Raw genomic sequence first — 12,625 nt, 5'->3', positions numbered from 1 at the left:
ACCCTAATCTTACGAAATCGTAAGATTTATTTCTTCCTGTGCATGATCTTTTGCGATCATCTTCGGCAGTATAAACTGGAAGGTTGTCGCCTCCTCCAAGCCGCTTCGATCCACAACCTTCAGTGTTCCCTGATGGAGCGTGACAATTTCCCTTGCCAGATGCAGACCAATTCCGATTCCACTTCCCTGTTCCATCTGGTAGAAACGGTCAAAAATCAGCTCTCTTTTCTCTTCTTCAATCCGTTTTCCCCAATTGGTGATATACAGCTTATAATAGTCCGTATCTTCTTTCAGCAGAATCTGAATCAGGCTTCCTGTATCTGCATATTCTACGGCATTTTTCAGTACATTTTCCATTGCCTCTTTCAGCCAGAATCCGTCGCAGGAAAGCAGGCATTCTTTTGGAACATCCATTTCAAATCCAACTCCTTTTTCTTCCGCTAAAGGCTGTGTTCTGTCTATACATTCTTCGATCAGTCCGGTCAGATTTTCTTTTTTCCGCTTCATCCAGATTTTCCCGGAATCAATCTGCGCAAGCCTAAGAAGCACGATCGTCATATCGGACATCCATTGCACCTTTTTCACACAGTCTTCCAGCTTCTGATACCGTTTTTCATCCTCTTCTGTCACAAGAAGCACCTCCAGATTCAGAAGTGTTCCCGCGATCGGTGTTTTTAGCTGATGGGAAATATTTTCCATGTAAGTTCCCATTTTCTGCCGGTCACGATGCAGAAATTCTTTTTCTTCCGCCAGCTTTGCTTCCAGTCCCCTGTCTTTTTCTGCCAATTGATTATCCAGTGCTTTTTTCCGTCTTTTCTCCATGTGCAGTTCTGTCAGCAGACCAACAATGCAGATGATGCCGATCGCAGCCACAAACACACCTATTCCGTAACTTCGGATTCTCTTTTCCAGCCAGATTTTTCCTGTCTCTTCATACCCTGCCTCTTTCAATGCCTCGCAGCCCTTCTGATATGCTTCTTCATCCGGTTCTGTAAAGGCAGAAACCGTTCTGTCTTTTTCTGTCTGTCCGATCCAGGAAACAACCTGTCTTTCATAATTTTCTGCAAGAATATTCTGGTATCCATAAAAAGCCAGCAATATCAAAAGAAAAATCAGAGTCCATTTTCCCGGTATTCTCCATTTCTCCGTCTTTCTCTCAGATCTCATCATACACATCCTCAGCTTTCAGCGTCCATGCATAACCGACTCCACGCTTTGTCTCAATCGGATCCTGCTCATTTTCTGCAGTCAGCTTCTTTCTCAGCCGGTTCATATGTACAGACAAGGTATTGTCATCGATATAATTTTCATTGAAATCCCAAATAGTGTCCAACAGGAACTCCCTCGCAACAAGATTCGGTGCGTTTGCAAGAAGGCTGCACAGAATCTGATATTCGGTCCTTGTAAGATCGATTCGGACACCATCCTTCTGCAAAATCTGATTCTGCAAATCCAGTTCATATTCTCCGCTTTTAATTCCTTTTTTCACTTTCTTGCCGTTTTGCATACCGGTACGTCGCAGCAAAGCCTTGATTCTCGCAATAAATTCAAATGTGCGGAAAGGCTTGATCACATAGTCATTTGCTCCCGCTTCAAATCCTTCTACGATAAATTCTTCACTGTCATAGGCTGATAAGAAAAGAATGGGATTGTCTGTATATCTGCGGATCTCCCTGCAGAGCATGATTCCGTTCCCGTCTGGCAGCTTCATGTCCAGTACATACAGCATATATTCTTCTCCTCGGATCCTTACGAGTGCTTCGCTACAAGACTTCACTGCAACCGCATTCCATCCCTTTAGTTCCAGGATGTCTACGATTCCCTGTCTTACCAGGTCGTCATCTTCAATTACTAAAATTTCTGTGTTCATGCTCGGAATTCCTTTCTTTATATTGTATGATTACGTAAGCTGACTCCTACTTGATTCGTATACTTTGTACACCATCTCGCTTAACAGCCAGGTGATGTACATTCGCAAAATACAGATTCTTGTGCAAGCACAAATCTGCACTTGGCTCATCGTATACACAAAAAGGTGCCGCAAACCTGCGACACCTCTTTAAGTCTTCTTCAAATGATTATCCAGCAGGCGTGCGCTTCTCCTGCATCTCTCAGGTTTCCCCTGTCTATACCATCGGCGTGTGGATCGCACGAAATCTTCCACCTTAGATAATCATATGAATGAATTTTTCTCTACATTCAGTATATCAATATTATTCTCTTTTGTAAAGAATTTTCTTGTTGCGCAGCAGCCTGTTCCATTCCTTATCATCTATTTTCATAAATGTGATAATTGAATTTTTGTAGTCCAGATTATCCTTTGATGTAATCAAACGTAAAACCATTTTAAATACTTCTTTAACGTCCTTAATTTCTTTTAGTATCAACGCTGTATTGGGTTTCTTCGCTTCAATTATATAATCCGAATCCCGTATTATCTCGTCAAAGTATGTAGAAAAAAGTTCATAATCATTGGGATGTCTTTCCCGAATATGCATAATCTGCACAACAGTTATAATAACTTCATCTGTTACTATATCCTCTGCTATACAATGGTATATTTCCCTGTCAATTTTCCCTACTCTATACACGTTTATAATCTATCCCTACTTCGCCACGATCCGAATCTCTTCCCCATCAAAGTAATACACGGAATCCGAAAGCACTTCCTCCGGTGCCACTCCGGTCTGATTGATCTCTTTTACCATTTCCTGCATCCGCTCCGGCTCCAGTCCAAAGCTTTCCGGCACCAGTATCACTTCATGGATACTGCTTGGCAGGATATAGAAATCCCCTCTGATCATCCCCCTGACCTTTTCCCGGAAATCCGGATACCGCATCACTGCTGCCCCCAGACTGCACTGCTCGTTCGTCGCCACATACATAAAGCGCACAATCTGCCGGATCTGCACCGGATAGATCCGCGGTGTATTCTTCTCGGCAAGACGGCGGATTTCTTCCTTTTCCACACGCCAGTACCGCAGATGCTCGTTGCGGATCTGGATCGCCGCCGAGCCAAAGCGTGTGTTGTCTATCTGGATATAATAGACCACTGCCAGATCCAGGAACGGCTCATAAGGAATCTGCTTTAACAGTTCTTCGTTGGCATCCCGCCGGATCAGCTTGTACACGATATGCTCTTTTACATGATTAAAATCAAACAGATTCTGACAATCACAGGTCTTCTTCACCCGTATCTCCTGATAAATACTGCAAATGGAATCCGCCAGATCCGGTACCTGCTGCCCCTTCAGATACTTCTGGTAAAATTCCTCCAGATAGATCGTCGGTGCAAGGTTGCTGTCCTCTTGCTTAAAAAGAATCCCTGTTCTTCTGGTTCCATTATTCTTCGTCACGGTGTACAACTCCGTCCTCACCTGCGCATCTACTTGTCCTCTGATCTCGCATAACATAGCATTCATAAATTCTGTATAATTCATCCGTTCTCCTTCCCGAAAGCCATGCGCCGCAAAAAACCTTTTCTGCCATCTTAAGGCAGCTTATGATTTGAATATCACCTGCATTCAAGCAGGTGTGTACTGCCAATTATATCTGCCCTTTTTTCAGATTACAAGAACATTCTTTTTCCCTCCAAAATGGCATTGACATGCAAAAAAGCCGAAAGCATGAGGACCTGCCTCTGCTTTCGGCTTTTATCTCTGTCTTAATTTTGTGAATTATGACGAAAGGATTATGCTCTTGAGCTGTACTCTCCTGTACGGGTATCAATTTTGATCTTGTCACCCTGGTTAACGAAAAGCGGTACAAGAACACTTGCTCCTGTTTCAACGATAGCCGGTTTGGTAGCACCTGTAGCTGTATCACCTTTTACTCCCGGCTCTGTCTCTGTAACTTCAAGTTCCACACTGATCGGCGGCTCTACTGAGAATACGTTACCTTCATGTGAACATACTTTAACCATCTCGTTCTCTTTTACAAACTTGAGGGAATCTCCTACAGTATCTCCATCAACTGCGATCTGGTCGAATGTCTCAACATCCATGAAGTGATAGAGTTCACCATCAGAATACAGATACTGCATATCTTTTCTGTCGATATGAGCGGTATCGAATTTCTCTGTCGGACGGAAAGTCTTTTCTACTACACCACCACTGATGATGTTTTTAAGTTTTGTTCTAACGAAAGCTGCTCCCTTTCCCGGTTTTACATGCTGGAATTCCAGAATCTGATAAATGTTACCTTCGATCAGTACTGTAAGACCATTTCTAAAATCGCCTGCTGAAATCATTGTAATATCCTCCTTATATATGCCCTGGGGCATTCCTTTTACTTTTTATATACATTACTTATAATTCTATAATAAAAAACTCTATTTTTCAACAAAAAATTTCAATCAATTACAGATTTCCCTGATTTTCCGTATTTTTTTGCTATTTCATATAGGCATTATAGAGTTTTTTATCCACATTTTTCTCGATTTCATCGTAAACCGGCTGCACTGCCTCACGGATTTCAGCTCTCAGTTCATCACTAAGTGTAACAATCTGTGTTCCACTGTCCTCAATTACTTTGATCTTGTCTGCAATCCGGTCATCCGATGCCTGGCGAGTCTCTTCTTTGGCGATCTCAGCAGCTTCTACAAGGATTGCCTGCTTATCTTCCGGCAGATCCTGAAAAAATTCATCACTGACGATCAGAGAGATCAGATGCGGCAGGTGATTGGTTTCCACAACATAATCCTGCTGTTCATAAAGCTTGTTGGATACGATAACCTCGTATGGATTCTCCTGGGCATCAATGGTTCCCTGCTGCAGCCCAATATACACCTCACTGAAACTCATCGGTGTCGGAGATGCTTTCAGTTTTTTCCAGAAATCCATATGGTAGGAATTCTCCATGGTACGGATCTTCTGTCCTTTAAAATCAGCCAATGATTCGACCATTTTATTCGTTGACATAACACGGAATCCCTGGTCTGCATAGCCAAGGAGCTTATATCCACCATTCTCATAGACATCCTCCAGAAGTCCATAGAACTCCGGATCATCTACCTTTTCACGTACTTCATCAATCGTACTGAATCGGCACGGAATATCAAACACCGCAAGGTCCGGCATGAAAGTTACCTGCGGTGCGGTATTCTGGATCACAAACGGAATATCCCCATCCTTACAGCTCTCCAGAAGCTCTCTGTCCCCTCCGATCGTACCGTTCGGATAGACCTGGATCTTCATCTTGCCATCACTTAATTCTTCTACTTCTTCCGCAAATTTTTCTGCATAAATCTGTGTTACGGTATCCTCCGGACTTGCCGTTGCAAGCGGCCATGCATATCGCTGTACCTCATCATCCGCAACCGTCTTTTTCTGACACCCCGCACTAAGTGCAAGTGCCACACACATTCCTGCCGCTACCGCCATTCTTACTGCTTTCTTCATGCTGCTACCTCCTATATCAGTGCCAGGCTGATCGCCGGGATAAATGTAATTAACAAAAGTGCAACAAGGAAGTAGCCGATCATTGGCATCGCATGTTTGGAAATCCGCATGATCGGGATATCTGTAAGCGAGCTTGCCACAAACAGATTGACTCCGATCGGCGGTGTTACAAATCCGATTGCAAGGTTGACAACCATCATGATTCCAAAGTGGATCGGATTCATGCCGACTGCTGTTACGATCGGCAGAAGGATCGGTGTCAGGATCAAGATTGCCGGTGTTGTATCCATGACCATTCCCACGATCAGAAGGAATACATTGATCACCAGAAGCAGGACGATCTTATTGGTAAAGTGCGTCAGGATCCAGGTGCTTACCATCTGTGGGATCTGCATCAGAGTCAGAACTCTTGAAAATGCAATCGATGCTGCAAGGATAAACATGATCGGTGCATAGGTGCGCACGCCTTCCACCAGTGCCGGCCAGATATCTTTAAATGTCATCGTCTTATAAATAAACAGGCTGACGATCAGTGCGTAAAACACCGAAATGACTGCCGCTTCTGTCGGCGATGCGATTCCGGAATAGATGCATCCCAGAATGATAACCGGACTCAAAAGTGCCCAGAAGCTTTCTTTTAAAACCTTCAGAAGTCCTTTCTCATGAAGTTCTCCGACTACTTTCTGGATCTTTTCTTTGTCCTCTCCATTCTTTTTACAGTAATAAACTGCATAAACCATCAGAAGTCCGCCGATAAGAAGTCCCGGAATGATCCCTGCGATAAACAGGTCACTTACTGATTCACCGGAAGCACTTCCGAACATGATAAACGGAATACTTGGTGGAATAATAACTCCAAGACCACCTGCCACGGCTACGATCGCCGCGGAAAAATCCTTATCGTATCCAAGCTCGATCAGAATCGGGATCGTCATACTTCCGACTGCTGCAACCGTCGCCGGTCCGGAGCCTGAGATTGCACCATAAAACAGACAGGTTACAATGACCGCGCACGGCAGACCCGCTGTCAGATTTCCAAGAAAATAGGAAAATACATCAAATAATTTTTTTGAAATGCCGCCTCTTGCCATGATGATTCCGGAAAGTACGAACATCGGAACCGCAAGGAGCGGAAAGCTGTCAATTCCTCCCAGCATAGAACGGATCACAAACTGTCCGCTGGCTGTGAAGGATGGATCAAAAGCACCCGGAAGGACCGATGCGATCGTAAGCGCGATTGATACCGGAATGGCAATGATCAGACAGATTACAAATAAGATAAATACTACTGCTGCCGGCATGCTTTTTCTCCTTTCTCATCTTTTTCTCTTACTACTTTTAATTCTGCAAACCATCGCTGGATAATACGGATCGCTACCAGGATAAAACTTGCAAGCGGTGCTGCCTGCACATAATACATCGGGATGTGGCACGCCGGACTTACCTGTCCGCTCTCTACTGCTGACATCATATACTTAAACGCAAACGGTATCAGATAAAGAAATACCATCAGTTCAAAGGTATGGTTAACCAGTTTAAAAAGTGCCTTCCCTCTTCGTGGGAAAATTGACACAAACTGTTCGATCTTAATGGAAATACATTTTTTCGTGCAATAGCTGACGCTCAAAAATCCCGACCATACAAACAGGTAACGGGTAATCTCCTCCGACCAGGACGGCGCTGAGCCGAGTACATATCTGGAAAACACCTGGATCCCCATGATCACTGTCATCAGGATCAGGCTTATCACCATAAAAAATTCTTCCAGATAGTTATCCAGCCAGATTACTGTTTTCTTCATTCGCATTTGCCCTCCATTCATGTAATCATACAAAAATGATATCAATTACCGAAGAATTTGTCTATTTTTTCTATTTGCTTTTATCTCTTTAAATAGCAAAATTTTTATATAATTTTTTCACTTTCAGAAATCGGTTAGTTTTTTAACAAAACCAGAATATGATAAAGGCCCGCAATCCACCGGAATCCCCGGTATGATTGCGGGTCTTTATCCTGCCTTTTTCACTCTTCATTCAGGTTAAACATAAACATAACGGATCCGCCACAGGACTTCTCCGGATGTTTCTTCACTAGATGCTCTTATCGATCAGAGTCAGGATTTCTCTTAAATCTGATGCATTCATCTGTCCAGGTGCAGAAGCTTTTCCTACTGCCCCGAAAGTAAGTGCTGAACCGAATACTTCACCGCACAGGCGACTGATCAGTCCGGTACCTGCCATAGACATTGTAATGATCGGACGGTCTGCATGTTCTTCTGCCATTTCACGTGTTGCTTCAAGAAGTGTAAGTACATCCTTTTTGCACTGTGGCATTACTGCAATTTTCGGGATATCTGCGCCAAGTTCCTGCATTTTCACAAGGCGTCCTACGATATCGTCTTTGTCCGGTGTCTTATCGAAGTCATGGTTGGATGCAACGACTTTTACGCCGTGTGCATGCGCACCTTCGATGATATCTTTTACAACTTCGTCCCCTGTAAATGCTTCTACATCCACAAGGTCAACCAGTCCTGTTGCTGCTGCTTTCTTGTTCAGCTCTGCATATGCGTCAGCTTCGATTGCTTTTTCGCCGCCTTCTTTGGAAGTACGGAATGTGAAAAGAATCGGAGTTTCGCCAAGTGCCGGACGAAGGTCTTTTAATACATCTTCAACCTGTGCGAAGTCAAATACACCTTCGAACCAGTCTACACGCCATTCTACAACATCAAGCGCAACATCCTCAAAAGATCTTGCTGCTGCAAGAATTTCTTCTTTTGTCTTTCCGACGATCGGTACACAGATTTTTGGTACTCCTTCACCGATCTTAACACCACGAACTTCTACATATTTACTCATGTCTGTTTTCTCCTTTTTCTAGTTGTCAGCCTGAGCCTGTTCTACCATCTTAGTATAACGTAAGTTTACAAATAATCCAAGAAGGACTCCAACTGCTGTAAGAACGATATTCATAACCATAACCTGTGACGGCTGCATTTTGGATGCTGCTGTAAGGATGGTGTAGTTACACAGGGAAGATGCGATCATAACAAGTGCTGTTACAGTTCCTTTGATCTTCGGGAAAAGCATGTTACATACAGAAGTTGCGATCTGAAGAAGTCCGCCTGCTCCTGCCCATCCGATCAGGAATGCACCTGCAATCATAAGTGTCTGGCTCTTTCCAACCAGAACAGCGATCATTGTTACAAGACAGATTACCGGGTATCCCAGGATAAATCTTACGTCTTTGATCTTTCTTGTTAAAAGTGCAGTTACAACGAGTGCAAGCATTGTTCCTGCTGAATAGTATGTCTGCATGATGGACGGATCAGCCCAGCCAACATTCTCTTTTGCAAAGTTCTGTGCACAGTTCAGCCATAACTGGAAGGTACCTGTACATGTGAATCCGATCAGGATCATTGCGATGGATTCTACAGAGAAATGGGTATGCTTTAAGCTGTCGATCAGGCCTTCTTTCTTTCCCGCTGCTTTCTGATCTGTATCCGGGAGTGGGAATATCATAACCAGTACCAGAAGTACAAGATAAGCGATTCCACATGCATAGAACAGTGTGTTGTAAGAGGTTGCTCCTGTTGCTGTTGTAGTGACAGTTACACCAAGTACGAACGGTAAGAGCATCTGCGATACAGAAATAAAGAATTTGATTCCCATAGTTGCAACGCCCGGTGCTTTGTAAATGATTTCTGAAACAGCCGGGTAAATTCCTGTATCCAGGAAAGAGTTTGCGATACCACCAACGATTGCACAGATATATGCGATCTGGTATCCGCCATTTGTTCCTGCATTAAATGCAAGTGCAAGTCCGATCAGGTAGATTGCATAGGATCCACTACCGATCGCTGTTGAAATACGACGTCCGAGTTTGTCAGAAAGCGGTCCGGCGAACGGAAGCGCGATCAGACGTCCAAGTCCGAGTGCTGCTGAAATTGCAGTGATTGCCATAACTTCTACGCCCCAGGAAGCGGCAAGTGCTTCCTTGATGACTGCCTGTCCAAGGATGGAACATCCGACACCGTGGATAAAGTAGTTTAAATAAAGGATCAGGGCGCTGGGTATGTATTTCTTATTCATCTCTTTTCCTCACATTCCTGTTTTTCAAATTTTTTCGATTTCTTCTTAAATTCAATACAAGCCTGCCAGGTATTAATCATCGTATCTGATGTTTAATACTTCTTTCATGTGTTCGATCGGCATTTCTTTTCCTGTCCAGAGTTTGAATGCTGCTGCTCCCTGGAATAACATCATTCCAAGACCGTTCATTGTCTTACATCCAACTTCTTTTGCCATAGAACGCATCTTTGTTTCCAGTGGTGAGTAAGGAACATCAATAACAATAAGTTCCGGACGGAAGAATGATTTATCCGGTACAACTGACATTCCTTCCAGTGGTTTCATACCAACACCTGTTCCGTTTACGAAGATGTATGAATCGTTCATTTCTTCTCTTAATTTTTCTTTGTCATCCAGATCGTAAAGAGTAGCTTTGCAATTTGTCTTTTCATTGATCTTTCTTACTGTTTCTTCAGCATTTGCCCAGAATTTATCATGAATATTGAAAATAGAGATTTCTTTTACGCCGTCAAGTGCAGCCTGGATTTCAATTGCTGTAGCAGCTCCGCCTGCGCCTGCGATTGTCATCTTCTTTCCGATCACATCGATATCGTTATCTTTTAATGCCTGCATGAATCCGATGCCGTCTGTGATGTGTCCTGTTAAAACACCATCTTCATTTACGATTGTGTTAACTGCTCCACAAAGCTCTGCTGCCGGAGATAATTTGTCCAGATACTGTCCAACAACTGTTTTATTTGGCATAGACACGTTAGATCCTACCATTTTCAGAGCACGAAGTCCTTTTACTGCATCTTCCAGTGTGCTGTTGTCAACTTCAAATGCAAGGTAAGCATAATCCAGTCCAAGGTAAGCAAATGCTTCATTATGCATTGCCGGTGAGCTTGAATGTCTGATTGGATAAGCCATAAGTCCGATAAGTTCTGTGTGTCCTGTAATTCTCTCTGCCATGATTTGTTCTCCTTTTCTTCTTCCATCGAAATTTATTTCTTTGTTCTTTGAGAATGTTTTTAACGTTTGCCCAATTTTTGTTAATTTTTAAACAACCTCTTGATAGTTAAATTATAGACGATATCATTTGATAGTTCAAATATATCTTATGTGTGTTTTTGATAGCTTTTTGGCATCAGTTATGGTATGATTATTTTATATAATATAGAAAGGATTTTTTACCATGACGCTAAATCAGCTTGAATATTTCCAAAAAGTAGCAACCCTGCAGCATTTCCGACAGGCTGCAGAAGTACTTAAGATCTCCCAGCCAAGCCTCAGCCGGTCCATGTCGCTTCTGGAAGAAGAACTTGGACTGATGCTTTTTGAACATCAGGGACGCAATGTTGTCCTCACCAAATCCGGCCGCGTCTTCCTGGAACATGTCAACCGGATCCTCGAGGAGGTACATATTGCCGAGCATAAGATGAAGCAGCTTGCCGGAAGCGGTGGACATATTGATATCGCCTATGTATTTCCGCTGGCAAACTACTATATTCCGCATACAGTGCGATCCTTCCTAGATATAGACCGCAACAAGCATGTAACCTTCAATTTTAACCAAACGCACACTGCAGATATGATCCAGGGGCTCAAATCCGACCGCCACGATGTGATCTTTGGTTCTTTCGTTGCGGATGAACCGGATATTTCCTTTGTACCCATTCTGAACCAGAATATGGTTGTAATTACTCCAAAAGAACATCCTCTTGTCCAGAAAGAATCCGTCTGTTGCAGTGACCTTACTGACTATCCTCTGATCGGGTATGACCGCTATTCCGGACTCGGTGGCTTCACCCGTAACTTCTATAAAGAAAAGAAGCTGAAGGTAAACATCGTCTGTGAGTGTCCGGATGAAAACGCAATTGCTGCCCTGGTTGCCGAAGATTTCGGAATCGCCCTTGTTGCCAGGGTCGATGCGGTTGATCAGGCAAATGTAACCGTACTCCCGCTTGCCGATGCAGACCTTACCCACACCGTTTATATGGGATACATCCGCGACAAATACCAGATTCCCGCTGTCAAACGTTTCATCCAGTTTGTCAAAAGAGATGGGAAGGCCTATTAAAGTGCCTTCCCATTGCTTTCTTTTACATATTCAATAAATTCTTTTACAACCGGCGCCAGATATTTTTCCTTCAGCTTCGCCAGATATATATAACGTTCGTATGGTGGATTCTCAATATCCAGTACATCTACATTCAGATTTTTAAGTATAGGAATCTCCGGCATTACCGCAATTCCAAAATTTTCTGCCACAAGACCTGCCATCGATGCATCTTCCAGAATCTCATATGCTATCTTCGGTGTCCCTCCGGTCTGTTCAAACAACTGGTCGATCACCGGTCTGAGCCCGCTGTTCTTGGTGAAATATACCTGGGGATAAGGAAGTGTTTCCTTCAGATCAACAGATCCTCTTCCGGCAAGCTCATGGTCTCTTGGAACAACAACAACCAATTTTTCCTTAGCGATCGGTACAAAATCAATCCCGGATTCTTTTTCTTTTCGCGAACAGAGAGCGATGTCATACTTCTCCTCTTTCAACCCCTGTATAATCTCTGTCGTATTTCCGACAGAAAAACGGAAATTCACATCCCAGTCTTCGTGTTCCTTCAAAAAACCGCCTACAAGCTGTGGAACAAATACACTTCCAAGCGTAAAAATATATGCGAGATCGATCACCCCGCCGGTGTCACTTGTCAACGCCCTTGTCTTTTTTACACCACTGTCCAGAATCTTTAAAGCTTCTTCTACATATTCCAGAAATACTTTTCCGTACTTTGTCAGTACAACGTTACGCCCTCTTTTTTCAAACAGGTTTGTCTCAAGCTCCTGCTCCAGCATACTGATGGCATGGCTGAGACTTGGCTGCGTAATGGACAGCATTTCCGCCGCTCTGGTATAGTGTTCTATATGTGCTAGTGTCACAAAGTAATGCAACTGATTCAGATTCATAAAACCATCACCCTCTTTCCTGTTCTTATATTAAACATAGCATAAATTATTTAATTATTCTATAGTTTTGTTTAAATTGTCTATCTTTTTCCATTTCCCGTCTTCCTAATATAATTTTATTTTTATCTTTTTCACCGTTTCTATAGTTATATTCTATTATTTTTCTATGTATTTTCAATTTGTATTTTTCAG

Annotated in this window: 13 protein-coding genes; 1 reads left to right on the top strand and 12 read right to left on the bottom strand. The window is 43.1% G+C overall.

Annotated features, from left to right (window positions below; genetic code table 11):
* Positions 1 to 9: 9 nt before the first annotated feature.
* The 11 genes from AB5213_RS05290 to AB5213_RS05240 form a co-directional block, all read right to left on the bottom strand.
* The gene (locus AB5213_RS05290; protein ID WP_215633966.1) at positions 10 to 1,170 is read right to left on the bottom strand and encodes a HAMP domain-containing sensor histidine kinase; all 1,161 of its coding nucleotides are present in this window, start codon (positions 1,168 to 1,170) and stop codon (positions 10 to 12) included.
* Complete coding sequence (locus tag AB5213_RS05285; RefSeq protein WP_215633967.1) at positions 1,157 to 1,870, bottom strand: response regulator transcription factor; 714 nt, start codon at positions 1,868 to 1,870, stop codon at positions 1,157 to 1,159. The genes AB5213_RS05290 and AB5213_RS05285 overlap by 14 nt, the downstream gene beginning before the upstream one ends.
* Positions 1,871 to 2,213: 343 nt before the next feature.
* Positions 2,214 to 2,591 carry a PBECR2 nuclease fold domain-containing protein gene (locus tag AB5213_RS05280; protein WP_215633968.1) on the bottom strand — a complete coding sequence of 126 codons (378 nt, stop codon included), beginning with the start codon at positions 2,589 to 2,591 and terminating at the stop codon, positions 2,214 to 2,216.
* Positions 2,592 to 2,606: 15 nt separating this feature from the next.
* A complete protein-coding gene (locus AB5213_RS05275; RefSeq protein WP_008375058.1) occupies positions 2,607 to 3,440 on the bottom strand; it encodes a DUF5688 family protein in 834 nt (277 codons plus the stop codon).
* A 251-nt stretch (positions 3,441 to 3,691) separates the two neighbouring features.
* On the bottom strand, positions 3,692 to 4,249 hold the full coding sequence (gene efp, locus AB5213_RS05270) for an elongation factor P (RefSeq protein WP_022220387.1): 558 nt from the start codon (positions 4,247 to 4,249) through the stop codon (positions 3,692 to 3,694).
* A 142-nt stretch (positions 4,250 to 4,391) separates the two neighbouring features.
* A complete protein-coding gene (locus AB5213_RS05265; RefSeq protein ID WP_215633969.1) occupies positions 4,392 to 5,399 on the bottom strand; it encodes a TRAP transporter substrate-binding protein in 1,008 nt (335 codons plus the stop codon).
* An 11-nt stretch (positions 5,400 to 5,410) separates the two neighbouring features.
* Positions 5,411 to 6,700 carry a TRAP transporter large permease gene (locus tag AB5213_RS05260; protein ID WP_055260595.1) on the bottom strand — a complete coding sequence of 430 codons (1,290 nt, stop codon included), beginning with the start codon at positions 6,698 to 6,700 and terminating at the stop codon, positions 5,411 to 5,413.
* The gene (locus AB5213_RS05255) at positions 6,685 to 7,200 is read right to left on the bottom strand and encodes a TRAP transporter small permease (RefSeq protein WP_022220386.1); all 516 of its coding nucleotides are present in this window, start codon (positions 7,198 to 7,200) and stop codon (positions 6,685 to 6,687) included. Before AB5213_RS05255 ends, AB5213_RS05260 begins: the two co-directional genes overlap by 16 nt.
* Before the next feature lie 289 nt (positions 7,201 to 7,489).
* Positions 7,490 to 8,254 carry a type I 3-dehydroquinate dehydratase gene (gene aroD / locus AB5213_RS05250; protein ID WP_008375050.1) on the bottom strand — a complete coding sequence of 255 codons (765 nt, stop codon included), beginning with the start codon at positions 8,252 to 8,254 and terminating at the stop codon, positions 7,490 to 7,492.
* Positions 8,255 to 8,272: 18 nt separating this feature from the next.
* On the bottom strand, positions 8,273 to 9,487 hold the full coding sequence (locus AB5213_RS05245; RefSeq protein WP_055246873.1) for an MFS transporter: 1,215 nt from the start codon (positions 9,485 to 9,487) through the stop codon (positions 8,273 to 8,275).
* A 72-nt stretch (positions 9,488 to 9,559) separates the two neighbouring features.
* Positions 9,560 to 10,438, bottom strand: a complete 879-nt coding sequence (locus AB5213_RS05240) for a shikimate dehydrogenase (RefSeq protein WP_008375048.1) — start codon at positions 10,436 to 10,438, stop codon at positions 9,560 to 9,562.
* Positions 10,439 to 10,661: 223 nt separating this feature from the next.
* Here AB5213_RS05240 and AB5213_RS05235 point away from each other — a divergent pair, with 223 nt between their 5' ends.
* On the top strand, positions 10,662 to 11,546 hold the full coding sequence (locus AB5213_RS05235) for a LysR family transcriptional regulator (RefSeq protein ID WP_173686547.1): 885 nt from the start codon (positions 10,662 to 10,664) through the stop codon (positions 11,544 to 11,546).
* On the opposite strand, the gene AB5213_RS05230 is transcribed toward AB5213_RS05235, so the two are convergent.
* A complete protein-coding gene (locus AB5213_RS05230) occupies positions 11,543 to 12,433 on the bottom strand; it encodes a LysR family transcriptional regulator (RefSeq protein ID WP_022220385.1) in 891 nt (296 codons plus the stop codon). The two genes, AB5213_RS05235 and AB5213_RS05230, sit on opposite strands and share 4 nt — an antisense overlap.
* Between the last annotated feature and the right edge of the window lie 192 nt (positions 12,434 to 12,625).

The sequence above is a fragment of the Coprococcus sp. RTP21204st1_G4_RTP21204_210225 genome, from assembly GCF_040915385.1.
Classification (GTDB): Bacteria; Bacillota; Clostridia; order Lachnospirales; family Lachnospiraceae; genus Allocoprococcus; species Allocoprococcus comes.
This window is presented reverse-complemented; position numbering and strand designations above follow the sequence as displayed.